The sequence below is a fragment of the Microbacterium sp. A8/3-1 genome (genome assembly GCF_040267695.1).
Taxonomy (GTDB): domain Bacteria; phylum Actinomycetota; class Actinomycetes; order Actinomycetales; family Microbacteriaceae; genus Microbacterium; species Microbacterium luteolum.
Window position 1 is genome coordinate 2,758,625 of record NZ_CP158357.1, and the last position, 26,146, is coordinate 2,784,770.

At 69.3% G+C, this 26,146-nt stretch carries 28 protein-coding genes and 1 pseudogene; 11 read left to right on the forward strand and 18 right to left on the reverse strand.

What is annotated here, in order from left to right; genetic code table 11:
- Position 1: 1 nt before the first annotated feature.
- The 3 genes from ABS642_RS13505 to gnd all read right to left on the reverse strand — a co-directional run bounded on the left by ABS642_RS13505 (position 2) and on the right by gnd (position 2,655).
- Positions 2 to 229, reverse strand: a complete 228-nt coding sequence (locus ABS642_RS13505) for a hypothetical protein (protein ID WP_350350490.1) — start codon at positions 227 to 229, stop codon at positions 2 to 4.
- Between the two features lie 91 nt (positions 230 to 320).
- On the reverse strand, positions 321 to 1,508 hold the full coding sequence (locus tag ABS642_RS13510; protein WP_350350491.1) for an aminotransferase class I/II-fold pyridoxal phosphate-dependent enzyme: 1,188 nt from the start codon (positions 1,506 to 1,508) through the stop codon (positions 321 to 323).
- 82 nt (positions 1,509 to 1,590) lie between these two features.
- Positions 1,591 to 2,655, reverse strand: coding sequence for a phosphogluconate dehydrogenase (NAD(+)-dependent, decarboxylating) (gnd, locus tag ABS642_RS13515; RefSeq protein WP_350350492.1), 1,065 nt, complete (start codon positions 2,653 to 2,655; stop codon positions 1,591 to 1,593).
- A 201-nt stretch (positions 2,656 to 2,856) separates the two neighbouring features.
- Here gnd and ABS642_RS13520 point away from each other — a divergent pair, with 201 nt between their 5' ends.
- On the forward strand, positions 2,857 to 3,729 hold the full coding sequence (locus ABS642_RS13520) for a serine/threonine-protein kinase (protein WP_350350493.1): 873 nt from the start codon (positions 2,857 to 2,859) through the stop codon (positions 3,727 to 3,729).
- Positions 3,730 to 3,786: 57 nt separating this feature from the next.
- Here ABS642_RS13520 and ABS642_RS13525 read toward each other — a convergent pair whose 3' ends face one another.
- The 6 genes from ABS642_RS13525 to ABS642_RS13550 form a co-directional block, all read right to left on the reverse strand.
- Positions 3,787 to 4,980: an ABC transporter permease gene (locus tag ABS642_RS13525; protein WP_350350494.1), complete on the reverse strand. Its 1,194-nt coding sequence runs from the start codon at positions 4,978 to 4,980 to the stop codon at positions 3,787 to 3,789.
- Positions 4,977 to 5,675 (reverse strand): ABC transporter ATP-binding protein, encoded by a 699-nt coding sequence (locus tag ABS642_RS13530; protein WP_350350495.1) that lies wholly within the window; start codon positions 5,673 to 5,675, stop codon positions 4,977 to 4,979. The genes ABS642_RS13525 and ABS642_RS13530 overlap by 4 nt, the downstream gene beginning before the upstream one ends.
- The gene (locus ABS642_RS13535) at positions 5,672 to 6,874 is read right to left on the reverse strand and encodes an HlyD family efflux transporter periplasmic adaptor subunit (protein ID WP_350350496.1); all 1,203 of its coding nucleotides are present in this window, start codon (positions 6,872 to 6,874) and stop codon (positions 5,672 to 5,674) included. Before ABS642_RS13535 ends, ABS642_RS13530 begins: the two co-directional genes overlap by 4 nt.
- Positions 6,875 to 6,909: 35 nt before the next feature.
- Positions 6,910 to 8,379, reverse strand: coding sequence for a HAMP domain-containing sensor histidine kinase (locus ABS642_RS13540; RefSeq protein ID WP_350350497.1), 1,470 nt, complete (start codon positions 8,377 to 8,379; stop codon positions 6,910 to 6,912).
- Between the two features lie 5 nt (positions 8,380 to 8,384).
- A complete protein-coding gene (locus ABS642_RS13545) occupies positions 8,385 to 9,098 on the reverse strand; it encodes a response regulator transcription factor (protein ID WP_350350498.1) in 714 nt (237 codons plus the stop codon).
- Positions 9,099 to 9,193: 95 nt separating this feature from the next.
- A complete protein-coding gene (locus ABS642_RS13550; protein WP_350350499.1) occupies positions 9,194 to 9,649 on the reverse strand; it encodes a VOC family protein in 456 nt (151 codons plus the stop codon).
- A gap of 100 nt (positions 9,650 to 9,749) precedes the next feature.
- Between ABS642_RS13550 and ABS642_RS13555 the strand changes: the two genes are divergently transcribed.
- The 9 genes and pseudogenes from ABS642_RS13555 (at position 9,750) to ABS642_RS13595 (ending at position 16,188) form a co-directional block, all read left to right on the forward strand.
- Positions 9,750 to 10,706: a YafY family protein gene (locus ABS642_RS13555; RefSeq protein ID WP_350350500.1), complete on the forward strand. Its 957-nt coding sequence runs from the start codon at positions 9,750 to 9,752 to the stop codon at positions 10,704 to 10,706.
- Between the two features lie 123 nt (positions 10,707 to 10,829).
- Positions 10,830 to 11,072, forward strand: coding sequence for a type II toxin-antitoxin system ParD family antitoxin (locus ABS642_RS13560; protein WP_350350501.1), 243 nt, complete (start codon positions 10,830 to 10,832; stop codon positions 11,070 to 11,072).
- Positions 11,072 to 11,500 carry a type II toxin-antitoxin system RelE/ParE family toxin gene (locus tag ABS642_RS13565; protein ID WP_350350502.1) on the forward strand — a complete coding sequence of 143 codons (429 nt, stop codon included), beginning with the start codon at positions 11,072 to 11,074 and terminating at the stop codon, positions 11,498 to 11,500. The genes ABS642_RS13560 and ABS642_RS13565 overlap by 1 nt, the downstream gene beginning before the upstream one ends.
- Positions 11,501 to 11,581: 81 nt before the next feature.
- Positions 11,582 to 13,911, forward strand: a pseudogene (gene purL, locus ABS642_RS13570) (phosphoribosylformylglycinamidine synthase subunit PurL).
- On the forward strand, positions 13,908 to 14,054 hold the full coding sequence (locus ABS642_RS13575; RefSeq protein ID WP_165808094.1) for a hypothetical protein: 147 nt from the start codon (positions 13,908 to 13,910) through the stop codon (positions 14,052 to 14,054). The pseudogene purL and the gene ABS642_RS13575 overlap by 4 nt, the downstream one beginning before the upstream one ends.
- Positions 14,055 to 14,197: 143 nt before the next feature.
- Positions 14,198 to 14,920: a DUF2786 domain-containing protein gene (locus ABS642_RS13580; RefSeq protein ID WP_350350503.1), complete on the forward strand. Its 723-nt coding sequence runs from the start codon at positions 14,198 to 14,200 to the stop codon at positions 14,918 to 14,920.
- A gap of 71 nt (positions 14,921 to 14,991) precedes the next feature.
- Entirely contained in the window at positions 14,992 to 15,342 is a 351-nt protein-coding gene (locus ABS642_RS13585) for a TraR/DksA C4-type zinc finger protein (RefSeq protein ID WP_350350504.1), read from the forward strand.
- Between the two features lie 39 nt (positions 15,343 to 15,381).
- Positions 15,382 to 15,705, forward strand: a complete 324-nt coding sequence (locus tag ABS642_RS13590) for a cupin domain-containing protein (protein WP_350350505.1) — start codon at positions 15,382 to 15,384, stop codon at positions 15,703 to 15,705.
- Between the two features lie 45 nt (positions 15,706 to 15,750).
- The gene (locus tag ABS642_RS13595) at positions 15,751 to 16,188 is read left to right on the forward strand and encodes a VOC family protein (protein ID WP_350350506.1); all 438 of its coding nucleotides are present in this window, start codon (positions 15,751 to 15,753) and stop codon (positions 16,186 to 16,188) included.
- Here ABS642_RS13595 and ABS642_RS13600 read toward each other — a convergent pair.
- The 4 genes from ABS642_RS13600 to phnD are packed head-to-tail and all read right to left on the reverse strand — an operon-like array spanning position 16,175 to position 20,205.
- Positions 16,175 to 16,807: a TetR/AcrR family transcriptional regulator gene (locus tag ABS642_RS13600; protein ID WP_350350507.1), complete on the reverse strand. Its 633-nt coding sequence runs from the start codon at positions 16,805 to 16,807 to the stop codon at positions 16,175 to 16,177. The two genes, ABS642_RS13595 and ABS642_RS13600, sit on opposite strands and share 14 nt — an antisense overlap.
- The gene (locus tag ABS642_RS13605) at positions 16,804 to 18,411 is read right to left on the reverse strand and encodes a tyrosine-protein phosphatase (protein ID WP_350350508.1); all 1,608 of its coding nucleotides are present in this window, start codon (positions 18,409 to 18,411) and stop codon (positions 16,804 to 16,806) included. Before ABS642_RS13605 ends, ABS642_RS13600 begins: the two co-directional genes overlap by 4 nt.
- Positions 18,395 to 19,306 (reverse strand): phosphonate ABC transporter ATP-binding protein, encoded by a 912-nt coding sequence (locus tag ABS642_RS13610; protein ID WP_350350509.1) that lies wholly within the window; start codon positions 19,304 to 19,306, stop codon positions 18,395 to 18,397. The genes ABS642_RS13605 and ABS642_RS13610 overlap by 17 nt, the downstream gene beginning before the upstream one ends.
- A complete protein-coding gene (gene phnD, locus ABS642_RS13615; RefSeq protein WP_350350510.1) occupies positions 19,303 to 20,205 on the reverse strand; it encodes a phosphate/phosphite/phosphonate ABC transporter substrate-binding protein in 903 nt (300 codons plus the stop codon). The genes ABS642_RS13610 and phnD overlap by 4 nt, the downstream gene beginning before the upstream one ends.
- 148 nt (positions 20,206 to 20,353) lie before the next feature.
- On the opposite strand from phnD, the gene ABS642_RS13620 reads away from it, so the two are divergent.
- Positions 20,354 to 20,977 (forward strand): hypothetical protein, encoded by a 624-nt coding sequence (locus tag ABS642_RS13620; RefSeq protein ID WP_350350511.1) that lies wholly within the window; start codon positions 20,354 to 20,356, stop codon positions 20,975 to 20,977.
- Positions 20,978 to 21,016: 39 nt separating this feature from the next.
- On the opposite strand, the gene ABS642_RS13625 is transcribed toward ABS642_RS13620, so the two are convergent.
- The 5 genes from ABS642_RS13625 to ABS642_RS13645 form a co-directional block, all read right to left on the reverse strand.
- Positions 21,017 to 22,099 carry a tartrate dehydrogenase gene (locus ABS642_RS13625; protein WP_350350512.1) on the reverse strand — a complete coding sequence of 361 codons (1,083 nt, stop codon included), beginning with the start codon at positions 22,097 to 22,099 and terminating at the stop codon, positions 21,017 to 21,019.
- A gap of 127 nt (positions 22,100 to 22,226) precedes the next feature.
- Positions 22,227 to 23,204 carry an oligopeptide/dipeptide ABC transporter ATP-binding protein gene (locus tag ABS642_RS13630; RefSeq protein WP_350350513.1) on the reverse strand — a complete coding sequence of 326 codons (978 nt, stop codon included), beginning with the start codon at positions 23,202 to 23,204 and terminating at the stop codon, positions 22,227 to 22,229.
- Positions 23,201 to 24,262: an ABC transporter ATP-binding protein gene (locus tag ABS642_RS13635; protein WP_350350514.1), complete on the reverse strand. Its 1,062-nt coding sequence runs from the start codon at positions 24,260 to 24,262 to the stop codon at positions 23,201 to 23,203. The genes ABS642_RS13630 and ABS642_RS13635 overlap by 4 nt, the downstream gene beginning before the upstream one ends.
- Entirely contained in the window at positions 24,259 to 25,161 is a 903-nt protein-coding gene (locus ABS642_RS13640; RefSeq protein ID WP_350350515.1) for an ABC transporter permease, read from the reverse strand. The genes ABS642_RS13635 and ABS642_RS13640 overlap by 4 nt, the downstream gene beginning before the upstream one ends.
- Complete coding sequence (locus ABS642_RS13645; protein WP_350350516.1) at positions 25,158 to 26,123, reverse strand: ABC transporter permease; 966 nt, start codon at positions 26,121 to 26,123, stop codon at positions 25,158 to 25,160. Before ABS642_RS13645 ends, ABS642_RS13640 begins: the two co-directional genes overlap by 4 nt.
- Positions 26,124 to 26,146: the final 23 nt, after the last annotated feature.

Sequence of the window (26,146 nt, forward strand, 5' to 3'; positions counted from 1 at the left end):
CTCAGCCGATCAGGTCGCGGGGATGGACGGCATAGACGCCGCTGTCGGGCGAAGGACCCTCTTCCGTGCGCACGGTGTGGCCGACTTGACGCGCGACAGCCGCTCCCCGCCCGACCTTGACGGCCTCGGCCTCGTTCAGGAAGCTCGCGCCCAACGTGCGCGATTCCCCCTCGATGCGGTTGAACCAGATCCCGTCGCGCTGAAAAGTCTCGATGTCACCTGCGGCCATGCCGTGTCCTTTCTCTCGCTCTCCTTTCTACGATGCGGCACCGACATGAGAGAGCCCCTTGACAGAGAAATCCGTCGCCGCCGCACCGACGTCAGGAGACGCGGCGGAGAGCCTCACCCATGGATTCGAAGGCCTCGGCGAGGATCGGGCGAGGCGTGGCGAACACGACCCGCACGAACTCCTCGTATCCCCGACCGAGCAGGCGCCCCTCGGTGAGCACGACACCGGCCTGTTCGCGGAAGAACTCCGCCGGCGGCCCCTCGAGTGCGAGCGCGCGGGTGTCGATCCAACCGATGTATGTCGCTTCCGGCACGCGATACATGGCCCCAGGAAGATGCGTCGCGACGAGGTCGCCGAGCACCCGCCGCGATCCGTCGAGGTACTCGATGACGTCCGTCAGCCAGGGCCGACCGTGACGATACGCGGCCGTCGAGGCGACGACACCGAGGGTCGCCGCACCGTGCTGGACCGCGAAGCCGAATCGTCGGTACCGCTCTTGGTCGGCATCGTTCGAGGTGATGAGCTGCGCGGCCTTGAGACCGGGGATGTTCCAAGCCTTCGAGGCGCTCGTGCCGGTCACCGTGTGCGCGGCCGCCGCCTCCGACACCGACGCGTAGGGGACGAACGGCCGACCGTCGTAGCGCAGCGGCGCGTGGATCTCGTCTGCGAACACCCGACCGCCGTGCCGCTCCACGATCTCGGCGATCGCCTCGAGTTCGGCGCGATCCGCGATCGTCCCCGTGGGGTTGTGCGGGTTGCAGAGCACGAGCGTGCGGGCGCCGGCGGCGAAGGCCTCGTCGATTCGCTGCAGGTCGTGCTGCCACCGCCCGTCGACCTCGACGCCCGGCACCTCGATGACCGGATGCCCGATCGCGGGAAGATATGTCAGGAACGGCATGTAGGCCGGCGTCGGCACGATCACGGCCGATCCGGGAGGCGCATACTCCTGCACCGCGACGCCGAGAACGGCCATCACGTCGGAGACCGGATGCACGCGCTCGGGGTCGACGCTCCAGCCGTACTCCTCACGCATCCAGTCGGACGTCGCCTCGCCGAGCTCCGCAGCCACCGGCGGCGACAGGTAGCCGAGGTTCTCCTCATCGATGGCCCGATGCATCGCCGCGGCGATCTCGGGGGCGATCCCGAAGTCCATCTCCGCCACCCAGGCGCCGATCCGGCCAGGATGCAGACTCCACTTGCGGCTGTGCGGCCGGTCGAGGTGCAGGCGCGTACGCGCGTCGAACGGATGCGACGGGAGGGGCGGACAGTCCTCGCTCATCTGCCCCAACATACGGACGAACCGCGCCCGACGCATGCCGCGTTTCCGCGCATGACGCGAACGCGGCTCGAACTCGTGCCGCTCAGCTGCCCTTGCCGGACTCCGACCGACGACTGCCGGCCTCCAGCACGTCGCCGGCGGGGAGCTCCTGGTGCCCGCCGAACTGCAGCCGCATGGCCGACAGCACCTGGTTGGCGAAGCGGTCCTCGTCGCGCGACGCGAAGCGCTCGAAGAGGGATGCCGCGAGCACCGGCACCGGAACGCCCACGTCGACGGCCGCCTTGACCGTCCAGCGTCCTTCGCCGGAGTCCGACACGCGCCCGGCCAGGCCGTCGAGCGTCGGGTTCTGATTCAGCGCCGCTGCGGTGAGGTCGAGCAGCCATGACGAGACCACGGATCCGCGGCGCCAGAGCTCCGAGACCTTGGCCGTGTCGATCGGGAACTGGTAGAACTCGGGCTCCTCGAGCGGGGCGATCTCGGCCGAGTGCTGGGCCTCGCGGATGCCGGCATCCGCATTCTCGAGCAGGTTGAGCCCCTCGGCGAGCGCCGCCATGATCCCGTACTCGATGCCGTTGTGCACCATCTTGACGAAGTGCCCGGCACCCGAGGGACCGCAGTGCAGGAAGCCCTGCTCCTCCGGCGCGAACTCGCCGGTGCGTCCGGGTGTGCGCTCGATCTCACCGGGACCCGGCGCGATCGTGCGGAAGATCGGCTCGAGGCGCTGCACCGCGGCATCCGGCCCGCCGACCATCAGGCAGTAGCCGCGCTCCAGCCCGAAGACGCCGCCACTGGTGCCGACGTCGAGGTAGTCGATGCCGCTCTCCCGGAACACGGCCGCGCGGCGGACGTCGTCGCGGTAGTTCGAGTTGCCGCCGTCGATGAGGGCATCCCCGGGTTCGAGCACCGCGGCCACCTCGTCGGCGACCTGGCCGGTGAGCGAGGCGGGCACCATCATCCAGACGGCGCGCGGCACCTGCAGCTTCGACACCAGATCCGGGATGCTGTCGGCGCCGACCGCACCCTCGGCGACCAGCGCCTGCACGGCCTCCGCGTTCACGTCGTAGACGACGCAGTCATGCCCCTGCCGCATCAGTCTGCGAACGATGTTCGCACCCATCCGTCCGAGTCCGATCATCGCCAGCTGCATGGGATTCCCTCCGAGTACGTGTGCGACCTCTGCGCGACGTGCGCGCCTGGTGGCGATGGTACGCCTCCGCGGTGTCGCATTCGGCGTCGATCGGCCTCTCATCCACCGATTCGGCGGCGCGTCAAGGCAGGTTACGCCCAGGATGGCGCGGGATACTGTCAGGGACGGCAAGACCCGGATGCCGCGAACGAGGAGTGCGTGATGACGCTGGAGGTTCTCTCTCCGACGTCCGCTCTGCTCGACGGACGCTACGTCCTGCAGGACCGGGTCGGACAGGGCGGCACCGCCACCGTCTACCGCGCCGAGGACACGCAACTGGGCCGGACCGTCGCGATCAAGATGCTCCAGCGCGGCGAGGGCGCGCTGCGATCGGCGGACAACGCGCGCACGGAGGAGGCCCTCCTCGCCTCGCTGAGCCACCCCTCGCTGGTCGCGCTTTTCGACGCGCAGCTGCGGCGTCGCCGTCCGCAATACCTGGTCATGGAGTTCGTCGACGGACCGACGCTCGCCGAGCGCATGACCGCGGGACCGATCCCGCCCCGGCAGCTCGCCCACCTGACCCGCGATCTCGCCGAGGGCCTCGCCGCCGTGCACGCCGCCGGCATCGTCCATCGGGACGTGAAGCCGTCGAACGTGCTCCTGGCGCCGCGCCGCACACGCCGCGGAGGGCAATGGGCCGCGAAGCTCGCCGACTTCGGCATCGCCTGCGCGCTCGACGATGCGCGGATGACATCGTCGGGCCATGTCCTGGGCACCCTCACCTACATGGCGCCGGAGCAGCTGCGCGACGCCGACCCCGGCACCGCGGTCGACGTCTTCGCGCTCGGCCTGGTCATGCTCGAAGCCCTGACGGGTGAAGCCGGATACGCCGCGCTCGGCACGGGCCGCGCGGCCGCGATCAGGCGCCTGAGCACGAAGCCGTTCATCCCGGCATCCGTCGACGGCGACTGGCGACGGCTGCTGGAGCACATGACGCGCCTCGACCCGCGCGAGCGGCCGACGGCCGTCGAGGTCGCCCGCGCCGCGCGTGACCTGGTGCGCGGCGACCGGCGCGTGGAGCTCAGCGCCGCCTGACGTCGCGTCCGTACGCTTCCGCCACCTCCGCGGAGGCGACAGCAGGCCACGCGCGACTCAGGTGCCGACCCGCAGCGCCTCGACCGGATTCATCCGCGCCGCGCGCACCGCCGGATACGTGCCGAAGAACACTCCGATGACGACCGAGAGCCCTGCGGCCAGCAGCACCGTCGGTCCGTCGATGAGCGGTTGCACCCCGTTGATCGGGAACAACGCCACGACGAGCGCAAGCAGCACACCGAGCCCGCCGCCGACGACGCTCAGCACGGTCGCCTCGAGCACGAACTGTCCCGCGATGGAGCCCGGTTGCGCACCGAGCGCCTTGCGGATGCCGATCTCCCGGGTGCGCTCGCGCACCGTGAGCAGCATGACGTTCGTGACGCCGATACCTCCGACGAGCAGGCTGATGCCCGCCACGCTTGCGAGCATGCCGTTCAGACTCTCCTGTGCGCCGCCGAGTGTCTCGCGCAGCTCATCCGAGGAGTAGAAGCTCGGTTCCGTCGACCCGCGTGCCGTGAGGATGGCCGTGGCCTGCTGTTTCGCGGCATCCACGGTCTCCGGCGACTTCGCACTGAAGACGACGCCCGCGAGCGGTCCGAAGCCGCTGATGGTCGCGCGCACACGATCGATCGGCGCGAACAGGTTGCCTTCGGATCCCCCCGTGCCGAACTTCTTGTCGACCGCCGTGGGCGCGAGCACACCGATCACCTTCATCGGACTGCCCGCGACGAGGATCGTCTTGCCGACGACCGAGGGCTGATCGGGGAACAGGATCTTCGCGAGCGTCCCGTCGATGACGGCGACCGCCTCGCCGCCGAAGACGTCTGACGGGGAGAACACCCGGCCCTCGACGACTCGGGAGTTCTTGATCGTGAAGTAGTCCGGAGTCGTCCCCGTGGCATAGGCCGAACTCGACTTGTCACCGGCGACGACCTTGGCGGTGGCGGCGGAGATGGGGGCGACGAGAGTGATGTCCGGCCCGAGCGGACTCTTCGCGACCGCATCGGCATCCTCCTGCGTGAGCGGTGCCGGCATGAAGCCTTGCGGGTCGAAGCCCGGATAGGCGTCGACGGCCGACGCCCCGAGGGAGGCGATCTGATCGTTCACCTGTTTCGTCGTGCCGTTGCCGACCGCGACCAGCGTGATGACGGAGCCGACGCCGATGACGACCATGAGCACGGTGAGGATGGAGCGGGTGAGGTTGCCGGCGATCCCCCGCGAGGCGACGACGACGGTTTCGAGGATGTTCATGCGGCCGCCTCCTCGTTGCTGCGACTGCTCTCGATGCGCCCGTCGCGCATCACGATCACACGCTCGGCGCGGGCCGCGACATCATCCTCGTGCGTGATGATGACGACGGTCGCACCGTCACGGTGGAGCTCCTCGAAGATTCCGAGCACATCGTCGGTCGCGCGGGAGTCGAGGTTGCCGGTCGGCTCGTCGGCGAGGATGAACGCGGGGCGGTTGACGAGTGAACGAGCCACCGCGACGCGCTGCTGCTGCCCTCCGGAGAGCTGGTTGGGCCGGTGATGCTCGCGGCCGTCCAGCCCCACGCGGGCGAGCGCCTCGAGGGCGCGCTCGCGCCGCTCCGCCCGGCCGACGCCGGCATACGCCATGGGCAGCTCGACGTTGCCGACGGCCGTCAGAGCCGGGATGAGATTGAAAGACTGGAAGACGAACCCGATCTGCATGTTCCGGATGCGCGCGACCTCTCTCTCGGGCAGCTCGGACACCCGTTGCCCGGCGATGGCGAGCGAACCGGAGCTCGGCCTGTCGAGACAGCCGAGGATGTTCAGGAGGCTCGACTTGCCGGCGCCGGAGCGTCCGACGATGGCGAGGAACTCTCCATCGGGCACGACGAGGTCGACGCCGTCGAGGGCATGCACGACACCGGTGCCGCTGCCATAGCTGCGGCGGACGTCGGTGAGTTCGATGGCGATGCTCATGAGACGGGCTCCTCCGTCCCGGGATCCTCGCTCGGAGTCGCCGAACCGATCTCGACGACGTCGCCCGCAGAGACTCCGTCGGTGATCTCGGCGAGCCCGTTGCCGGTGAGACCGGTCTTGACCTTCACGGTCTTCGCCGGCGCCCCCTTCTTCACCACGAGCTGCACGGTGCTCTCACCCGGCGCGGTGAGCTTCACCGCTTCGCTCGGGAGCGTGACCACATCGGCCGCCTCCGCCGTCGCGATGCTCACGAATCCGGTCTGGCCGAGTTTGATCCCCGCGGGCGGATCGATGAGCTGAATCGTGACCGCGTAGGTGACCACGCCCTCCGTCGTCGTCTGCGGGGTCGGCGCGACGGAGATCACCGTCCCGCTGATCGGTGCATCGCCCGAGGCCGCGAGCGCGACGACGGCCGTCTGCTGGAGCACCACCTTCGCGATGTCGGCCTCGGGAATCGACGCCGTCACGCGCAGCGCGGAGACGTCGGAGATCGTGATGAGGCCGGCCGGCGGCTTCTCGGATCCGGAGCCCGCGGAGTCGCTGGAGCTACCGCCGCCCGAGGCGACAGAGCCGACCGTGCCGTTGATCGCCGTGACGACACCGGCCATCGGCGCCTTCAGCACGGTCTGGTCGCGTGCCGCCTGCGCCGCTGCGACTTCGGCCGCGGCATCATCGCGGGTCTTCGCGGCGGCGACCACCTCCGTGTCCCTGGACGGGAGCGATATCTCCTGCTCGCGAACGGCATCGCCCAGGGTCGCGCGTTCCGGTGCATCCGCGGGAGCGGCGGCGAATGCAGCGCGGGCGGAGTCGAGCGCTTTCGAGGCGGTCCAATAGGAGCTGCGAGCGTTCTCGAGTGCACTCTCTGCGGCGGAGAGCGCACTCTGCGCCTTGTTCAGCTCACGGTCGGCGTCGGCGGGATCGGTCGTGGCCAGGTCCTGACCGACCGCGACGGTCTGCCCGACGGTGACAGCGATGCCCGTGATGGTCCCGGGCTTCACGAAGGACGCGTTCGACGTCGCCGCCGCGGCGATCGCCCCCTTGCCGCTGACGACTGTCGTGACGGTGCCGACCTCGGCCGTCACCGTTGCCGCCTTGGCGACGGGCGGCGCGGCGAACGGGTTCGTGAAGGCGATGATCACGGCGGCGACGACGACCGCGGTGAGGCACGATCCGCTGATGATCCATGTCTTCTTGCTCATGTCGCCAGACCCTAGGCGGCCAAGCTAAGCCGAACTTAAGCGTCGTGAGCCGGGACGGTGAACCGGAAGACCGTCTCACCCGGAGCGCTTCGCGCCGTGATCTCCCCGTCGGACGCCTTCGCGATGGCGGCGACGATCGCGAGCCCGAGTCCGATGGAGCCGGTCTTCCGTGAGCGCAGCGAGACAGAGGCGTCACCCTGGCTGAAGCGGTCGAAGATGATGGGGAGCGTCTCCGGCGGGATGCCGGGACCGGTGTCGCTGACGTCGATCACAGCGCTGCGGTCTTCGGTGCGGGCTGACACGGTGACCGTGGTGCCGGGCGGCGTGTGTGCGCCCGCGTTGGCGCAGAGGTTGACGAGGACCTGGCGGACCGCGGCCTCGTCGGCGTCGGCGAGGACCGGTTCGTCGGGGAGCACGATCCGCCACTCGTGATCGGGCATCGCCATGCGCGCATCGGCCACCGTCTCCATCACGAGCAGAGAGAGGTCGATGGTGTCTCGACGGAGGACTCGCCCGGCGTCGAGCTTCGCGAGGGTCAGCAGTTCGTCGACGAGGGCGCCCAGGCGCTCGGACTCGGCGGCGACGCGTTCGAAGCCGCCGCGGGCGTCGTCAGGCACGCCGGATGTCGCGGCATAGTGCTCGGCATAGCCCCGGATGGACGCGAGCGGATTGCGGAGTTCATGACTGGCCTCTGCCACGAAGCGGCGCATCGCCTCTTCTGTTCGATGGCGGGCGTCGAGCGACTGCTCGACGTTGTCGAGCAGTCTGTTGAGCGCGAGCCCCACGCGACCGGCCTCCGTGCCTTCGTCGACGTCGGCACCGAGCACGCGCCGGTCGAGCACGATCGCACCCTCCGAGAGCCGCATGCCCGCGACCTGATCCGAGATCTCCACGACGCGATCGAGCGGGAGCAGGGCACGCCGCACGATGCGGGATCCGATCAGCACCGCCCCGGCGGCGACGAGCAACGTGACCGCCCCCGCGGACAGGAGGAACACCGTGATCGTCGAGTCGATCGGATTCTCCTGCTCACCCGTGATGAAGAGCGCGGTGGTGCCGTCGCCTTCCTCGACGGTGATCGCGAGCGAACGGTAGCGATCGTCGCCGAACGACAGCACGAAGTAGTCGCCGTCGTCACGGTCGAGCGCCTCGAGGAGTCGCTGCTGCTCGCCGTCGTTCAGCGGGCGGTAGACGTAGTCCTGATCGAGCACCATCGCCGATGTCACGGCTCCGTCGACCACGATCGCCTGGAAGCTGCCTGCCGATGACGGGAAGATGTTCTCGACGCTGTATTCGGCGAGGTTCACGGAGGCGTCGCCCGCGGCGTAGATCGTCGTCAGGCTGGCGTTCAAGGCCGTCTCGATGCTGCGGTCGAGCTGGCGATTGAGGCTGGCGGTCAGGATGAACGTCAAGGTCGTGACGACCATCGCCGTGGCGACGAGGATGAGCCCCGCAATGACGACGACGAGGCGGACGCGGAGCGAACGCCCCGGGCGATCGGACATCACGGCTACGCCCGCACGGAGACAGGCGGGCGGAGTACGTAGCCGACCCGGCGGATGGTATGGATCATCGGCGGGCGGCCGTCGTCGATCTTCCGGCGGAGGTACGAAATGTAGAGCTCGACGATGTTCGACTCGCGCCCGTAGTCATAGCCCCAGATCCGTTCGAGGATCTGCTCCTTCGACAGCACCCGTTCGGCGTTCGCCATCAGGTACTGCAGCAGCTCGAACTCGCGCGCGGTGAGCCGGATGTCCACGTCGTCGCGTCGCACCGCGTGGCCGCCGGGCACGAGCTCGAGGTCACCGACGCGGAGCACCTCGTCCTCCGGAACGGTGTCCCAGTCGACGCGGCGGAGCAGACCGCGCAGGCGCGCGACGACCTCCTCCACGCTGAAGGGCTTGGTCACGTAGTCGTCGCCGCCGGCCGTGATCCCCGCGATCCGGTCTTCGACCGCGTCGTTCGCCGTGAGGAACAGCACCCGCACACTCGGAAGGACAGCGCGGATGCGCTGCAGCACGCTGAGGCCGTCGAGATCGGGAAGCACGATGTCGAGCACGACCAGTTCCGGCCGGAAGGCGAGGGCCTCATCGATGGCGGCACGCCCCGTGCCCGCCGTGCGCACGGCCCAGCCCTGTGCACCGAGCACCGTCGCGAGCAGATCACGGATGCCCTGTTCATCGTCGACGACGAGGACACGTACGTCGCCGGTCGCCTCGATCATCCCGTCATCCTAGACGCGCCCCGGCTTCCCTCCCGTGGCAGCTGTGGCGGGTTGATCGCCGAAACACCCACCACAGCTGCCACGGGAACGGGCGCTCATTCCTGCACGTCGAGCACCCAGGTCACGCCGAAGCGGTCAGTCAGCATGCCGAAACCGGCGGACCACGCCGAGGCCGCGAGCGGCTCGACGATCTCGGCGCCAGCGGCGAGGCCGTCCCAGTAGCGCGTGAGCTCGTCGAGCGACTGCGCCTGAAGCGACTGGAAGAACGAGCGATCGGTGACCGTGGTGCCGTTCTCGCGGCGGGTCGAGCCGGCGGTGGCGGCGGCATCCGGGTCGTCCTGACCGGGGATGTCGTAGGCCATCAGGCGGATGCCGGCGGGACTCTCGATCCGTCCGAACACGACCTTGTCGGCGCCGGGGACGCCGGCCGGCATACCGAAGTCGCTGTAGGTCGAGAGCGTGACCTCGCCGCCGAAGACCGACCGGTAGAAGTCGAGCGCATGGCGTGCGGTCCCGCGGAAGTTGAGGTGCGTGGTGGTCGTGAGGGTCATGTCGTTCTCCTGGATTCCCGGCGCCCGATGACGCCGTCGGGACCAACGATCACAGCAGAAGAGGTCAGCTTCAGTCCTCTTCTCGGCGCACAATGGAGGCATGTCCGGAAGCTCCTCGCGCATGCTCGCACTCCTGTCGCTGCTGCAGACCCCGCGCGACTGGCCCGGCCACGTGCTCGCCGAGCGCCTCGAGGTGAGCCCACGTACCGTGCGGCGCGACGTCGACCGGCTGCGGGAGCTCGGCTATCGCATCGGCGCGATCAAGGGACCGGATGGCGGCTACCGCCTCGCCGCCGGATCGGAGCTGCCACCTCTCCTGTTCGACGACGACCAGGCCGTGGCGATCGCGGTCGCCCTGCAGAGTGTCGCTTCGAGCGGCATCGACATCGAGGAGGCCGCGAGCCGGGCCCTCGCCACAGTCCGGCAGGTGATGCCGTCGCGGCTGCGGCACCGCGTGGACGGCATCCGCTTCTCGGGCACGGAGAGCACGACGAGGGTCGATCCGGCCGTGCTCGAGGCGGTGAGCGCTGCGGTGCGGGAGAAGCGGATGCTGCGCTTCGACTACGGCTCTTCTGCGGATCGGCCGGCCCGCCGGACCGAGCCGCATGCCGTCGTCGCCCGCGAGGGGCGGTGGTACCTGATCGCGTGGGACCTCGAGGTCGATGACTGGCGGACGTTCCGGCTCGACCGGATGCAGCCGCGCATCCCGACCGGTCCGACGTTCACGCCGCGCGAGTTGCCGGCGAAGGATGCCGCGACGTACCTCGCGGCGCGGTCGAAGGGTTCCGTCTCGGAGGACCGCTGGCCGTGCGTGGGAGAGGTGATCAGCCGGATGCCGGCGCGGGAGGTCGCGCCCTTCCTCGGCGACGGCACGGTCGAGGAGCTCGACGAGCAGTCGTGCCGGATCACGGTGGGCTCGTGGTCCTGGGTCGGTGTGGTGGCCTCGGTCGCGCGGTTCGATGCACCGTTCGAGGTCGTCGGGCCGGAGGAGTTGCGGGAGGCGGTGGGGATGTTGGCCGGGCGCTTCGCCGCGGCCGTGGATGACTCCTCCTCCTGATCGGGCCTACCCCACGAGTTGTCCCCAGTTTCCGGGCGGATCCTCGCATCGAACAGAGCCGGGACGGCGATCGTGGTTGTCTGGACCGATGACAAACTTTGCCAATAGCGTTACCGTGAGGAGATGGCGACCATGAACATCTCCCTTCCCGATGCCCTGAAGGAATTCGTTGAGACGCAGGTGTCCGAACGGGGTTACGGCAACAGCAGTGAGTTCGTTCGCGATCTGATCCGCCATGAGCAATCGCGCTCGCAGCTGCGCGCGATGATCGTGGATGGGATGACATCGGGTCAAGGCTCCGAGGTCGACGAGCACTACTTCGAGCGCCTTCGCGACCGTATCCGAGCTGCGGCTCCGGACGCCTGATGACGAGACGCGTCGTCACCACCCGACGAGCGGATGAAGACATCGATCTCGCGGTCGAGTACTACCTACTGGCCGGGGAACATGCGGTCGCTGAAGCGATCGTCGATGCACTCGCCGCCGCACTCAAGCTCCTTGTCGGGCATCCGTCTATCGGTTCCGCACGATGGGAGGCGCTCATCGGCATCCCTGACCTCCGAACCCTCCCCTTGCGACACCACCCCTATGTACTGATCTACACCGATGATCCGGATGCCGCCCGCATCCACCGATTCCTGCATACGAGCAGAGACATTCCGGCTGAGCTCGCCGCCACCGCTGCCAGCCGAATCTCGCCGCCTGCGCGCATCGGAGCCCTCAAGTACCCGCCGGTGACCGAGATCGAGTCGACTACCGACATCCTGGACGATCTCCGGCGAGACCGGCTCTGAAGGCCACACACCCCGAATCCGCGCTCACGCGACCGCCGGTAGACTGGAAGCGCCCCGCCGGCCCCTTCCTTTGGAGTGCGCGTGACCACCGCCCCTGCACCTGTCCACAAGCACGTCCCCGACTCCGTCGAGAACGCGACCGCGACGCCCGAGAAGGAGCAGCCGTACGGCGCCCTCGGCCTCAAGGACGACGAGTACGCGCGCATCAAGGAGATCCTCGGCCGCCGCCCCACCTCGGGCGAGCTGGCGATGTACTCCGTCATGTGGTCGGAGCACTGCTCCTACAAGTCGTCGAAGAACTACCTGCGCCGCTTCGGCCAGAAGGTCTCCGACGAGATGAAGGAACGCCTCATGGTCGGCATGGGCCAGAACGCGGGCGTGATCGACGTCGGCGAGGGCTGGGCCGTCACCTTCAAGGCCGAATCGCACAACCACCCCAGCTTCATCGAGCCCTTCCAGGGTGCGGCGACCGGCGTCGGCGGGATCGTCCGCGACATCATCTCGATGGGCGCTCGCCCGGTCGCGGTCATGGACGCCCTGCGTTTCGGCGCGATCGACCACCCCGACACCGCCCGCGTCGTGCACGGCGTGACCAGCGGCATCAGCTTCTACGGCAACTGCCTCGGCCTGCCGAACATCGGCGGCGAGACCGTCTTCGACTCCGTCTACCAGGCGAACCCGCTCGTGAACGCGCTCGCGGTGGGCGTGCTGCGCCACGAAGACCTCAAGCTCGCCAACGCGACCGGCGTCGGCAACAAGGTCGTGCTCTTCGGAGCGCGCACGGGCGGCGACGGTATCGGCGGCGCCAGCATCCTGGCATCCGATTCCTTCGACTCGACCGGCCCGACCAAGCGCCCGGCCGTGCAGGTCGGCGACCCCTTCGCCGAGAAGGTGCTCATCGAGTGCTGCCTCGAGCTGTACCGCGGCGAGCTCGTCGAGGCGATCCAGGACCTCGGTGCCGCCGGCATCTCCTGTGCGACGAGCGAGCTCGCGGCCAACGGCAACAGCGGCATGAAGGTCTCGCTCGACAACGTGCTGCTGCGCGATCCCACGCTGACGGCTGAGGAGATCCTCATGTCGGAGTCGCAGGAGCGCATGATGGCGATCGTCGCTCCCGAGAAGCTCGACGCGTTCCTGGCCGTCGTCAACAAGTGGGAGGTCGAGACCTCCGTGCTCGGCGAGGTCACCGGCGACGGACGCCTCATCATCGACTGGCAGGGCGAGCGCATCGTCGACGTCGACCCCTCGACCGTCGCGGTCGACGGCCCGGTCTACGACCGCCCGGTCGCGTACCCGACGTGGATCGACGCCCTGCAGGCGGATGCCGCCGAGAAGCTGCCCCGCTCCAACGAGCCCGACGTGCTGCGCGATCAGTTCCTCGACCTGGTCGCCTCGCCGAACCTGGCCGACACGAGCTGGATCACGAACCAGTACGACTACTACGTGCTCGGCAACACCGCACTGAGCTTCCCCGACGACGCCGGCATGATCCGCGTCGACGAGGAGTCCGGCCTCGGCTTCGCGATCTCCACCGACGCCAACGGCCGCTACTGCCAGCTCGACCCCTACGCAGGTGCGCAGCTCGCCCTGGCCGAGGCGTACCGCAACGTCGCCGTCACGGGTGCTGTGCCCACCGCGATCACCGACTGCCTGAACTTCGGCTCTCCCGAGAACCCCGAGGTCATGTGGCAGTTCGGGCAGACGGTCGACGGCCTGGCCGACGGATGCTACGAACTGGGCACCCCGGTCACCGGCGGCAACGTCTCGTTCTACAACCAGACCGGCGACGTGCCGATCCACCCGACCCCGCTCGTCGGCGTGCTCGGCATCATCGACGACGTCTCGCGACGCATCCCCTCGGGATGGCAGGACATCGGCCAGAACATCTATCTGCTCGGCACCACCTCCACCGAGCTCTCCGGCTCGGCGTGGGCCGACGTCGTGCACCAGCACCTCGGCGGACTCCCCCCAAGGTCGACCTCGCCGGCGAGAAGCGCCTCGCGGGTCTGCTCTCGGCGGCACGCGACGAGTGGCTGATCTCCTCGGCGCACGACCTGTCCGAGGGCGGCCTGGGCCAGGCACTCGCCGAGGGCGTCTCGCGCTTCGGCGTCGGCGCTCGCGTGTGGCTGAACGAGATCATCGAGCGCGACGGCGTGGATGCGGCATCCGCTCTGTTCTCGGAGTCGACCGGTCGCGTCATCGTGACCGTGCCGCGCGAGGACGACGTGAAGTTCCGCGGCCTGTGCGAGGGTCGCAACTACCCGGTGCTGCGCATCGGCGTGACCGACAGCGAACCGCAGCTCGAGGTGCAGGACGTCTTCACGGTCTCGGTCGCCGAGCTGCGCGAGCGCTCGAACGCCACCCTGCCGTCGTACTTCGGCCCGACCGTCACGGAGCCGGCTGACGCATGAGCGAACTGAGCAAGCCCGACGACGACTACGGCGACCTGGGCGAGCCCCGCAACCGCCGCATCCGGATCATCGCCTGGACGGTCATCGTCGCGCTGATCCTCGGCGGCGGCGGCGCGACTGTGCTGACGCTGATCTTCGGCTAGGACCGGGCTGCCGGGTCGCGAAAGCCTGCGACTTGTCGTGCACAGCGAACCGCTGAACGACCTTCTCCACCGACCCCGGAGAAGGGCGTCGGAATGGGAGACCCCCTCGGAGGATGCAGAGCATCACGAGCAAAGGGGATTCCATGACCGAAGCGAAGCTGGACCTGATCGCCAAGCTGCTGGCGAAGGCGGAGAGCACGACGCCCGAAGAGGCCGAGGCGCTCACCGAGCATGCCGAGCGGCTGATGGTGAAATGCGGCATCGAGCAGGCGCGCCTCGACGAGCGCCGGGCGCGATCAGGACGGGCCGGCGAGGAGATCGTCCAGGAGCGGATCATCTTCACCGGCGTTTACGCGCGCGACATGCGTGAGCTCGGCACACGGGTGGCGCTGGCGCTCGACACGGTGCGTCCGCTGCACGCCGACCATGCGGCCGGTTCGCTCCTGTACTTCGTGGGCTACGCGTCCGACGCGCAGCAGGCTCGCGTGCTCACCGCGAGCCTCGAGGTGCAGGCGATGGTGGCCATGCGGGCGTGGTGGGCCGCTCAGCGCGACAGCTACCGGTGGTGCACGGAGGGAGACCGCCGGCGGGCGCGCAGCGGATTCATCCGTGGGTTCGCCGCCGGCGCGGCCGAGCGCATCGACGACAGCCGGCGCCGGATCATCGAGGAGGCCGCGAGCGGAACCGACCTCGTACTGGCGTCGCGCCGCGACCGCGTGGACGCCGTGATCGACCGGATGGCGACGCGCAGAGCCCGTGGGCGTCAGAGGGCGGATGCCGGGGCCTACGTCCATGGGCATCGCTCGGGTCGCGAAGCGCGAACCGGTGAACGTCCCGTGACCCCGGGCAGCGGCGTCGCGCGATGACTGCCGTCCTCCGCAGCCGGGAGTGACCGCGGCGTCTCCGTGATGTCGGGGCTGCTGTCTAGTGTGAGGGCATGGCCACCGACCTGCGCGCCCTCCTGGAAGACCTGCGCGCGCAGGCGGCCGCGCGCGTGGACGCCACGGCCGCGACCCTCGACCAGCTCACTCATGACCGGGAGGGGTCGAACGACGACGACGAACACGACCCCGAGGGGGTGACGCTGTCATCCGAATGGTCACGCCTGACCGGACTCGCCGAGGCAGCGGCATCCGAACTCCGACAGGTCGACGAGGCGATCGCCCGGATGGCTGCCGGCACCTACGGCATCTGCGCGAACTGCGGTCGACCGATCCCCGCCGGCCGTCTCGAGGTGCGCCCGTTCGCCGTCCACTGTGTGAGCTGCGCCGAGAAGCTCGGTCGCTGAATCCGGTCGGCGTACCCTGAGGGCGAGAACGGAGGAATCATGACCATCCTGCCCAGAGACGTCAGCCGGGACGAAGACATCGAGGGTCGTCTGCTCGGGTCGCCCGTGAGCATCATGCGCGAGTACATCACCACTCCGGGGCGCGGGCCCCGGCTGCACCGGCATCCGTACGCCGAGACGTTCGTGATCCACCACGGCCGGGCGCTGTTCACGGTCGGGGAGGAGCAGGTCGTGGGCGTCGGAGGGCAGATCCTCGTCGTCCCCTCGCTCGTCAGCCATCGCTTCGAGGTTCTCGACGGCGGCACCTACGAGGCGACCCACGTGCATGCGAGCGACCGCTTCATCACGGAGTGGCTCGAGTAGCTCGGCCCGAACCCGACGTCGGCGCCTGCGAGTAGCATCCCCCTCATGGCTATCAGACTCGAGAACGTCGGCATCGCGGTGCGCGACCTGGAAGCGACGATCTCCTTCTTCTCCGACCTCGGGCTCACCGTGCTCGGACGCGATGAGGTCAGCGGCGAATGGGCGGACACGGCGGTGGGTCTCGACGGGAACCACGCCAAGATCGCGGTGCTCCAGACGCCCGACGGCCAGGGCCAGATCGAGCTCTTCGAATACATCCACCCCGACGCGATCGAGACCGAGCCCACACTCCCCAACGAGATCGGGATGCACCGCATCGCCTTCGCCGTCGACGACATCGAGGAGTCGTTGGCGATCGCCGCGCGACACGGCTGCCACCCGCTGCGCGGCGTCGCGGACTACCAGGGCGTCTACAAGCTCACGTACCTCCGCGGGCCCAGCGGCATCCTCGTGATGTTCGCGCAGGACCTCACGAAGAGCTGACCATCCCGCGCCAGATCACCTCGATCGCGGCTCGCAGGCGGGCGACCACGACCGGGTCGCTGATCCGATCCCCGCGCACGACCAGCTGGTAATACGCCGTCCCCGCGATCGCGTCGAAGCACGCCCCGACGTCGAGGTCATCCCGAAGCTCGCCCCGAGCGATGCCCGCGAGCAGCGCGTTCTCCATCGGCACCCGGCGCCGGGAGACGTGCGACTCCCAGTACGCCTTCTGGAGCGCCCGGTCGGACATGACCAGTCGGATGCGCTGCCGGAACCGCTCCTCCGAGTACCCCGGCGCCGAAGGCGCGACCGCGTCGGCGCCGAGACCGAGGCCCGTCAGCAGGATCTCGTGCAGATCGGCATCCGCGGGATACTCCGGGGGCACGTCCCTGCCGACATCGAGCGCCGCGGCGATCAACATCGTGAGCGACGGCCAGCGCCGGTACAGCGCCGCTCTGCTCACTCCGCTGCGCGCCACCACTCGCGAGACCGTGACCTCCTCTCCCGCGTCGATGACCTCCAGCGTCGCCGCGACGATCTGCCCATCGATCTCCTCGTCACGCGGACGGCCGGGACGACGGCGCAGCGCCGCCCCGGCATCCGATGTCGCCGACGTCATACGGCGAGCGCTCGCTCGCGCAGCCGCGCGATCGTGGCATCCGACAGCCCTGCCGTGCGCAGCGGCGTCAGCGGGTCGCCGTACTGCTCACGCAGCGTGGCGAGAAGGTTGCGCATCGACACGTCCATGGATCCCTCGAGCAGGGCGGATGAGGCCGCGAGAGCATCGGCGTCGAACCCGAGGGCCTTCCACATCGCACCCATGACCGGCGCCGTGCGCTTCATGATCGCGACCATGTTGGCACCGGTGAGGGCGTAGTCGGTGACGATGTCGTCGTCGTCCGCGCCGAGTGCGAGCAGCAGCATGGCCGCCAGCACGCCGGTGCGATCACGGCCCGCTGCGCAGTGGAAGGCAGACGCTCCCGGCGTGTGGGCGATCACGTTCAGCGCGGTGACCAGCTGCGGGGCGGCACCTTCGACCATCCGCAGGTACATCCGCGCCATGCCCTCGTGGCTGAGCCCCGGAGCATCGCGATCCATCGACTCCCCGACGTCCGCGATGAGCGGCAGATGGTGGTACGCGATCGGATGCTCGGCGAGCGGCCCGCGACCGGTGAGCGAGACCTCGACCGGCGAGCGCAGATCGATCACCGCCGTGAGACCGTCGGCGACGAGCCGCGCGGCGACGTCCTCGGTCACGTAGGCGAGGTCGTCTGTGCGGATGGCGAGCCCTGACCGGAGCACACCGCCGTCGATCGCGATACCGCCGAGGTCGCGCAGGTTCACCGGCGCGCTGAGCACGAGGTCGGTGTCGATGATGGTCATGTGATTCTCCTTCGGATGAGGGCGCTGCCCTGGTCGATCGCCGTGACGAGCACGATGATGCAGATGATGATGGCGCTGAGGTGGCCGTAGTCGTACATGCGCATCGCGGTCGTCAGCTCCAGGCCGATGCCGCCGGCGCCGACGAGCCCCAGGATGGTCGGCGCCGCGCACGTTGCCCTCGAACAGCAGCAGCGTGTACGAGGTGAGAAGGGGCGCGGCCTGCGGCAGGATGCCGTACTGGATGACCTGCCGCTTCGACGCGCCCACGGCCTCCATGGCGACGACCGGACCGCGGTCCACCTGCTCCATCGCCTCGGCGAAGATCTTGCCGATCGAGCCGATGGAGCCCAGCGTCATGGCAAGGATGCCGGCGAACGGACCGAGTCCGACTGCCGACACGAACATCAGCGCGAACACCAGATCGGGGACGGAGCGGATGACGTTCATCACCCAGCGCGTCGGGTAGTACAGCCAGGTCGGCGCGATGGTCGACGAGGCTCCGAACGCGACGATCAGCGAGAGCACCGCCCCGAGCACGGTGCCGACGACCGCCATCTGGAAGGTCTCGAGCAGCAGCGCGAGGATCGTGCCGATCTTCGAGAAGTCCGGCGGGAACAGGCGGGAGAGGAACTCCCCCATGTTCACGGCTCCGTCGCCGAGCTTGACGAAGTTGAACTCTGCGCCGTTGAACGACCAGATCAGCACCAGGACGGCGATCGGCAGCCCGATCAGGAAGCGGGCGCGCGGCACACGGAACGCGCTCTCGAGTCGAGACCGCTCCGCAGGGTCCAGCGCGGGGCGAGTCACTCGGTCGGTGCGGGACTCAGCGGTGGTCGTCATCACCGTGCTCCTCATCGTCGTAGAGGGGCGCCAGCGCCGCGGCATCCAGCCGCGATGTCGCACCGGAGACGAGCATCTCGCCATGCCGCAGGCCGACGACGCGATCGCTGTGCGCGAGCGCGAGCGGAAGAACATGCAGGCTCACCAGCACCGGGATGCCGTCATCCGTGGCGATCCCCCGCAGGAGTTCGAGCACGGAGTCGGCCAGTTTCGGATCGAGCGAGGCGACCGGCTCGTCGGCGAGGATCACCTTGGGCTGCTGCATCAGCGCCCGGGCGATCGCCACCCGCTGCTGCTGTCCTCCCGAGAGCGACCGGGCCGGCGCGGATGCCTTGTGCGCGATGCCGACGCGGTCGAGGAGCTCGAGTGCCCGACGCCGATGCGCTCGGGAGAAGCCGCCGGCGAGGTTGAGGGGACCGGCACCATGCAGCGCCCCGGTGAGGACGTTGGTCATCACGCTGAGCCGAGGGATCAGGTTGAACTGCTGGAACACCTGCCCGACCTCCGATCGCAGCGTGCGCAGCTCGCCGCGACCGAGGTTCGTCACATCATGTCCGGCGACCCGGACGGATCCCGCCGAGATCGGCGCGAACCCCGTGAGGCTGCGCATCAGCGTCGACTTTCCGGATCCCGACGCACCGAGCAGCGCGACCATCTCGCCGGGGAACAGATCGAGATCGACTCCGTCGAGCACGTTCTGGCCGTCGTAGGCGACCTGCAGGCCGCGCACGGTGACCAGGGGCAGCGCCTGCCGGATCTCGGATGTGGCGGGGAAACCCAGACCATCCTGCGCGGACGCGGTGCGTCCGCCGGCGGCACGCCGGGCAGAATCCGTCTGCTCTGGGTTCTCCCTCGCCGCGAGCGCCGTGCCGGCGACCTCCGACGCCTTCGTCACTTGAGATCCTTCAGCTCGACACCTGCGACCGCGGCGATCTCGGCGAAGGACTCGAAGTCTGCGCCCTTCGGGTCGACCGACTGCTCGGCGGCGGCGAAAGCGCCGAAGGCCCCGAGCTTCTCGGCGTTCTCGGGCGAGAAGACCGCCGCGATGCCCTCTTGGATGAGCTTGCGCGTGTCGTCGTCGAGGGACTGACGGCCGAGGACCGCGCCCTGGATGCTCATCGCCGGGCTCTCGCCGACCGCGCGCCACTCGCCGTCGGCGAAGGGGAACATCGGGGCGCCGAGCTCGGTGAGCATGACCGCCGTGCACGCGGCATCCACCTGCCCCTGCTGGAGGGCGGCGAAACTGCCTTCGTGACCACCGGCGAAGATCGCCTCGTAGTCGGTGCCCTGCTCGAGGCCCGCCTCGTGCAGCATGTACACCGGCATGAAGTAGCCCGAGCTCGACGCCTGATCGGCGAACGCGACCGTCTTGCCCTCGAGGTCTTCGACGGTCTGCACGGGCGAGTCCGCGAGCACCACGCACGTGGAGACCGGCTTGCCGTCACCCTGGAAGGCGACGAGTGCATCGACCTCGCCGGTGTTCACGGCGAGCGCCGAGGGGAAGCCGCTCATGATGCCGATGTCGACGTGGTCGGCACGGATCGCCTCGACCACGCTGAGGTAGTCGGGAACGTCGGTGACCTCGACCTTTCGACCGGTGGCCTCCTCGAAGAGCTCGGCGAAGACGTCGATCGGGTTCTCGGCCGTGGGGTCGTCCCCGACCGGCAGGGTGGCGATCGTGATCGGAGCGTCGGGGTCAGCGGGTGCCGCCTCGGCGGAGGGGCTCTGGCAGCCGGTGAGTGCGAGGGCGGCGACGCCCAGGAGGCCGACGACGGGCAGGGTGAAGCGGCGCATGATGACCTTTCGGGAGGAGATGTCCCCGAATTCCGAGAACACCGGTATTCCAACTCCCGAAGGTGACGGGCAATTACGAGACCGCCGTACTCCGAATGGAACGCTTCATGAACGGCGGATGACGCCGCGGTCTGGCTACGATTCCCGTGTGGACAAGCAGACGACGACCGCGCTCCTCCGCGAGCACTTCTTCCCGCTCCTGAAGGCGCAGGGGTTCACGCGCAACGGTGATGTGCTGAGACGCGCTGACGACACGGTCGTGCACGTCGTCGAGGTCGTGCACCAGCCACGGCGCGGCGTCTTCCGCATCGACCTCGGCGTGCATCTGACTCTGCTGGGCGACGTCTCTGGCCACGTCATCGATCCGACGAAGATCCGCGAAGCGGACTGCGCCTGGCGGTCGTCGATCATCCCCGGGTTCCGCAACGACCACGACCCCGATTTCGTCTACGGCTCGACCACCGAGGAAGCACAGGAGTCGGTGTCGTTCCTCGTCTCGGAGTGGGACCGGCAGTCGAGCGCGTTCTTCGGCCGGCTCGCCACCTGGCCGCAGGACTTCCACGAGGCGGCTCGCGCGGCAGTGGTCGATCCTCCGCATCCGGCCCACCTGCTCACCTGGGCGCGGGTCGCGGCGCTGGCCGATGATCTCGAGCTCGCCCGTCGCTGCGCCGAGGTCGCCCTTCCGAGCGTGCCCGAGCGCGCGACCGCTCTGCGCGCGGACCTCGAGGCGATCGTGAACGACCCGAGCACGGCGGTGCCTCAGCTGCGCTGATCGCCTTCGGCCGTACGCACCGTCGGGAGGAGTCGATCCCTACCCCGCGACGGCCTCCGCGATCGCGGCACCGAGCTCGACCGTCGTGGCCGTGCCCCCGAGGTCGGGCGTGAAGGGCGCGGCATCCGCTCCTCGGGCGAGCACGTCCTCGATCGCGGTGAGGACGGCGGCTCCGGCATCCGGGTGTCCGAGGTGCTCGAGCATCATGGCCCCGCACCAGATCTGGCCGATCGGGTTCGCGATGCCGCGGCCGGCGATGTCGGGCGCGGAGCCGTGCACGGGCTCGAACAGACTGGGGAACGCCCCCTCGGGGTTGATGTTGGCACTGGGCGCGATGCCGATCGTGCCGGTGCAGGCCGGGCCCAGGTCGGAGAGGATGTCGCCGAACAGGTTGCTCGCCACGACCACGTCGAACCAGTCGGGGTGCAGCACGAAGTTCGCGGTGAGGATGTCGATGTGGAACTGGTCCTGCCGCACGTCGGGGTAGTCGACGCCGACGGCCGCGACCCGCTCGTCCCAGTAGGGCATCGAGATCGAGATGCCGTTGCTCTTGGTCGCCGACGTGAGGTGCTTGGCCCCGCGGCGCTGCGCCAGGTCGTACGCGTAGCGCAGCACCCGGTCGACGCCCGTGCGGGTCATCACGGTCTCCTGCAGCACGAACTCGCGATCGGTGCCCTCGAACATCCGGCCGCCGATCGAGGAGTACTCGCCCTCGGTGTTCTCGCGCACGACGTAGAAGTCGATGTCGCCCGGCTCACGACCAGCGAGCGGTGAGACCACGCCGGGCATCAACCGCACCGGCCGCAGGTTCACGTACTGGTCGAACGCCCGCCGGAACTGGATGAGGCTCCCCCACAGACTCACGTGGTCGGGCACGACGTCGGGCCAGCCGACCGCTCCGAAGTAGATCGCGTCGAACCCGCGCAGCGTCTCGAACCAGTCGTCCGGCAGCATCCGCCCGTGCTGCTGCCAGTACGTCGCGCTCGCGAAGTCGAACTCGGTGAACTCGAGCGAGATGTCGAAGCGGGATGCCGCGGCGCGCAGCACGCGCAGCCCCTCGGGCATGACCTCGGTGCCGATGCCGTCTCCGGCGATCACGGCGATGCGGTGGGTGGTCGTCATGGGGTTCCTTCCGTTACGGTGGGCGTTCCGGTCGCACTTCGTGTCGTTCGTGGCCGTTCCGGTCGCAGTATCTGCCGCCTGCCGCGCGCTCCAGCGGCCGAAAGTGCGACCGGAACGCGGGCGGCGGTCAGTCGAGCTCGACGGGGTGGTGGCAGGCGACGCGATGCGCGGCGCCGTGGTCTTCGAGCTCGGGAACCACCTCGGCGCAGATCTCGGTGGCCTTCCAGCAGCGCGTGCGGAAACGGCATCCGCTCGGCGGCGAGACGGGACTCGGCACGTCGCCGGTGAGCACGATGCGCTCGCGCGCCCGCTCGGCTCGCGGGTCGGGCACCGGGATCGCCGACAGCAGCGCTTGGGTGTACGGATGCCGTGGCCGCTCGTACAGCTCGTCGACGGGCCCTTCCTCGACGAGCTTGCCGAGGTACATCACCCCGACGCGATCGCTCAGGTGCCGCACGACGGACAGGTCGTGCGCGATGAACAGGTACGTGAGACCGAGGTCGCGCTGCAGGTCGTCGAGCAGGTTCAGCACCCCGGCCTGCACGCTCACATCGAGAGCACTGACCGGTTCGTCGAGCACGATGACCTCGGGCTCCACGGCGAGCGCCCGCGCGATGCCGAGACGCTGGCGCTGACCGCCGGAGAACTCGTGCGGGAAGCGGTCGGCGTGCGCGGGGTTCAGCCCGACCTGGGCGAGCAGCTCTTCGACCCGGCGCTCGTGGTTCCCCCGATGCAGCCCGTGGATCACGAGGGGTTCGGTCAGCGTCGCCCGCACGGACTTGCGCGGATTGAGCGAGGCGTAGGGGTCCTGGAACACGAACTGCACCCGCCGGCGCAGCGCCCGCAGCCGGCCGCCCTCGACGCCGGTGATGTCGTCGCCGTCCAGCCGGATCGAGCCGCCGTCACTGGACTGCAGTCGGGCGACGCTGCGGCCGAGCGACGACTTGCCGCATCCGCTCTCGCCCACCAGCCCGAAGGTCTGTCCGCCCTCGATCGAAAGGCTGACGTCCGACACGGCCTGCACGACGTCGCGGGTCCGGCCGAAGAGACCGCCGCCGACCTTGTACTCCTTGACGAGGTTCTGCACGGTCAGGCTCGTGCTCATGACGCCGCCTCCTTCTGCCATTCGTCGATCCGCACGCACGCGGCGGTGTGGATGCCGGATGCCATCGGCCCATCGACATCCGCAGCACCGCCATCTGCGGCACCGGCCCCGGCCCCCACCGGCACCGCGGGCGGAACCGCCGCATCGCACAGCCCGGCGACCGCGTGCGCGCAGCGCGGGGCGAACCGGCATCCGCTCGGCCACGCGGTCGCCACCGGCGGCTGACCCGCGATCTGGTACAGCCGGGCGTCGCGCGACGCCCGCCGGTCGATCCGCGGCAGCGAGGCCAGGAGCCCTGCCGTGTAGGGGTGCGCGGTCTCGTAGAAGAGCGGATCGACGTCGGCCGTCTCGACCACCCCGCCCGCGTACATCACCAGGACGCGGTCGGCGGTGCCGGCGACCACGCCGAGGTCGTGCGTGATGAGCAGCACGGTCGTACCGGTGCGGCGCTGCACCTCGCGCAGCACCTCGAGCACTTGCGCCTGCACGGTCACGTCGAGCGCGGTCGTCGGCTCGTCGGCGATCAGCAGGTCGGGCTCGTTGGCGATGCTCATCGCGATCATCACGCGCTGGCGCATGCCTCCCGAGAACTCGTGCGGATAGCGGTCCACGCGCAGTTCGGGCGAGGGGATGCCGACCACGTCGAGCAGCTCAATCGCTCGCGCTTTCCGCTCGGCCGTCGTGGTGTCCGGGCGGTGCACGCGCACGGCCTCGATCAGCTGCTCGCCGACGCGCATCACCGGGTTGAGGGCGGTCAACGCGTCCTGGAAGACCACGGCGATGTCCTTGCCGCGGATCTCGCGCAGCGCGGCATCCGACATCCCGACGAGCTCCTGGCCGCGGAACCTGATCGAGCCGGTGACGACGGCCTTCTTCGGCAGCAGCCCCATGATCGCCATCGCGGTCATCGACTTGCCCGAGCCCGACTCCCCGACGATCCCGACCGTCTCCCCCTCGCGCAGCACGAACGAGACGCCCTCGATCGCCCGGGCGAGTCCGGCATCCGTCGGGAAGCTGACCGACAGATCCGAGACCTCGAGAAGCACCGCGCCGCTCACAGGTTCTTCCCCTGCGGGTCGAGCGCGTCGCGCAGGCCGTCGCCGATGAAGTTCACGCACAGCACCGTGACGAGGATGAACAGTCCGGGGAAGTACAGCAGGTACACCTGCGGAGTGCCGACGTAGCCGGCGGCCTGGCTGAGCATCGAGCCCCAGCTGGTCTGCGGCGGCTGCACCCCGAACCCGAGGAAGCTCAGCGTCGACTCGGCGATGATCGAAGAGGCCACGGCCAGGCTCATCGCGACCACGATCACGCCCGCGAGGTTCGGCAGCAGGTGCGAGACGACGATGCGGAATCCGGATGCTCCGATCCCGCGCGCCGCGTCGATGAAGTCCTTCTCGCGGAGCGACAGCACCTGCGCCCGCACGACCCGGGCGATGTAGGTCCAGCCGAGGGCGGTGAGCGCCAGGACGATCGTGGTCGGCGACGGCCCGAGGCCCTGCAGGATCACGGCCAGCAGCGCGATCGCCGGCACGATGAGGAAGAGGTCGGTGATGCGCATGATGAGCTCGCCGATCCAGCCGCCGACGTAGCCCGAGATCGCGCCGAGGGCGGTGCCGACGACCGTCGCGAGCACGGCGACGGCGAGTCCGATCGCGAGCGAGATCTGTCCGGAGAAGAGGATCTCGCTGAGGTAGTCGCGACCCAGCTCGTCGGTGCCGAGCCAGTGCGCCCCCGAGGGCGGGGTGGGCCCGGTGAGGAGGTCCTGCTGCCCCTGCGGATACGGCGCGATCCAGCCGGCGCCGAAGCAGGCGATCAGCAGGATCACCAGCACGATCAGGCTCACCACGCCCAGTCGGTGCCGCAGGAACCCCTTCAGCAGCTGACGGGTGGGCGCCTTATGCGGCTCCTGCTCGGCGAGCAGCTCCTCGCGCCCCGCGATGCCGGCACCGCTCATGACAGTCTCACTCTCGGGTCGAGCACCGCGTAGGCGATGTCGGCGATCAGGTTGCAGATCACGACCGCGACGGCGACCACGATCATCCAGGGCAGCAGCACGAACACGTCGCCGGCGACGAGCGACTGCAGGAACAGACGCCCCATGCCGGGGATCGCGAAGATCTGCTCGGTGACCACGAGCCCGCCGATGAGGATCGCCGCGTCCAGTGCGACGACCGTGACGAACGGCGCGAGCGAGTTGCGCACCGCGTGCCGCCAGATGACCTGCCGGCGCGGCACGCCCTTCGCCCGGGCGGTGCGCACGTAGTCGCTCGACAGCGCGTCGAGCATCGCGGCACGGCCGAACCTGCTCCAGGACGCGATGAGGGCGATCATGAGCGCGGCGACCGGCAGGATCAGGTGGCGGATGTAGTCGAGCACGCCCGTCTGCCCCGGCGAGTTGAGCCCGATGAAGTACAGCGGCGGCTCGCTGAGTCCGAACGCCTCCTTCGGCCACACCGCGAAAGTCTGGATGAGGATGAGGCCGAACCAGAACGCCGGCATCGCGATCCCGAGGTATGAGGCGCCCGTGAGCAGGTTGTCGCCCAGGGAGTACTGCCGCACGGCCGAGTAGACGCTGATGCCGCCGGCGATGAGGACCGCGATCAGCAGCCCCCAGAACGCCAGCTGCAGCGTGGGCCACAGCGCCTCGCCGATCAGCGGCAGCACCGGGGTGCCGGTGCGGGTGCTCAGGCCCCAGTCGCCGACCACCATGGAGCGCAGCCAGAGGAAGTACTGCTCCGGGATCGAGCGATCGAGGCCGAGCCGCTCGACCTCGCGGGCGAGCGCCGTCGGGTCCTGCGCCAGCCGGAGCTTCGCGAGCGGATCGAACGTCGCACGCACCGCCCAGAACAGCACGAAGGAGGCGACGAGGATCACCGGGATCGAGTAGAGCACGCGTCGTGTGATGAACGTGATCATGACGTCGCCTCCTTCCTCTGCGA

Bases quoted from the DNA above. Each gene is read 5' to 3' on its own strand.
- ABS642_RS13505 (WP_350350490.1), bottom strand. From the start codon at position 229: ATGGCCGCAGGTGACATCGAGACTTTTCAGCGCGACGGGATCTGGTTC.
- ABS642_RS13510 (WP_350350491.1), bottom strand. From the start codon at position 1,508: ATGAGCGAGGACTGTCCGCCCCTCCCGTCGCATCCGTTCGACGCGCGT.
- gnd (WP_350350492.1), bottom strand. From the start codon at position 2,655: ATGCAGCTGGCGATGATCGGACTCGGACGGATGGGTGCGAACATCGTT.
- ABS642_RS13520 (WP_350350493.1), top strand. From the start codon at position 2,857: ATGACGCTGGAGGTTCTCTCTCCGACGTCCGCTCTGCTCGACGGACGC.
- ABS642_RS13525 (WP_350350494.1), bottom strand. From the start codon at position 4,980: ATGAACATCCTCGAAACCGTCGTCGTCGCCTCGCGGGGGATCGCCGGC.
- ABS642_RS13530 (WP_350350495.1), bottom strand. From the start codon at position 5,675: ATGAGCATCGCCATCGAACTCACCGACGTCCGCCGCAGCTATGGCAGC.
- ABS642_RS13535 (WP_350350496.1), bottom strand. From the start codon at position 6,874: ATGAGCAAGAAGACATGGATCATCAGCGGATCGTGCCTCACCGCGGTC.
- ABS642_RS13540 (WP_350350497.1), bottom strand. From the start codon at position 8,379: ATGTCCGATCGCCCGGGGCGTTCGCTCCGCGTCCGCCTCGTCGTCGTC.
- ABS642_RS13545 (WP_350350498.1), bottom strand. From the start codon at position 9,098: ATGATCGAGGCGACCGGCGACGTACGTGTCCTCGTCGTCGACGATGAA.
- ABS642_RS13550 (WP_350350499.1), bottom strand. From the start codon at position 9,649: ATGACCCTCACGACCACCACGCACCTCAACTTCCGCGGGACCGCACGC.
- ABS642_RS13555 (WP_350350500.1), top strand. From the start codon at position 9,750: ATGTCCGGAAGCTCCTCGCGCATGCTCGCACTCCTGTCGCTGCTGCAG.
- ABS642_RS13560 (WP_350350501.1), top strand. From the start codon at position 10,830: ATGGCGACCATGAACATCTCCCTTCCCGATGCCCTGAAGGAATTCGTT.
- ABS642_RS13565 (WP_350350502.1), top strand. From the start codon at position 11,072: ATGACGAGACGCGTCGTCACCACCCGACGAGCGGATGAAGACATCGAT.
- ABS642_RS13575 (WP_165808094.1), top strand. From the start codon at position 13,908: ATGAGCGAACTGAGCAAGCCCGACGACGACTACGGCGACCTGGGCGAG.
- ABS642_RS13580 (WP_350350503.1), top strand. From the start codon at position 14,198: ATGACCGAAGCGAAGCTGGACCTGATCGCCAAGCTGCTGGCGAAGGCG.
- ABS642_RS13585 (WP_350350504.1), top strand. From the start codon at position 14,992: ATGGCCACCGACCTGCGCGCCCTCCTGGAAGACCTGCGCGCGCAGGCG.
- ABS642_RS13590 (WP_350350505.1), top strand. From the start codon at position 15,382: ATGACCATCCTGCCCAGAGACGTCAGCCGGGACGAAGACATCGAGGGT.
- ABS642_RS13595 (WP_350350506.1), top strand. From the start codon at position 15,751: ATGGCTATCAGACTCGAGAACGTCGGCATCGCGGTGCGCGACCTGGAA.
- ABS642_RS13600 (WP_350350507.1), bottom strand. From the start codon at position 16,807: ATGACGTCGGCGACATCGGATGCCGGGGCGGCGCTGCGCCGTCGTCCC.
- ABS642_RS13605 (WP_350350508.1), bottom strand. From the start codon at position 18,411: ATGACGACCACCGCTGAGTCCCGCACCGACCGAGTGACTCGCCCCGCG.
- phnD (WP_350350510.1), bottom strand. From the start codon at position 20,205: ATGCGCCGCTTCACCCTGCCCGTCGTCGGCCTCCTGGGCGTCGCCGCC.
- ABS642_RS13625 (WP_350350512.1), bottom strand. From the start codon at position 22,099: ATGACGACCACCCACCGCATCGCCGTGATCGCCGGAGACGGCATCGGC.
- ABS642_RS13630 (WP_350350513.1), bottom strand. From the start codon at position 23,204: ATGAGCACGAGCCTGACCGTGCAGAACCTCGTCAAGGAGTACAAGGTC.
- ABS642_RS13640 (WP_350350515.1), bottom strand. From the start codon at position 25,161: ATGAGCGGTGCCGGCATCGCGGGGCGCGAGGAGCTGCTCGCCGAGCAG.
- ABS642_RS13645 (WP_350350516.1), bottom strand. From the start codon at position 26,123: ATGATCACGTTCATCACACGACGCGTGCTCTACTCGATCCCGGTGATC.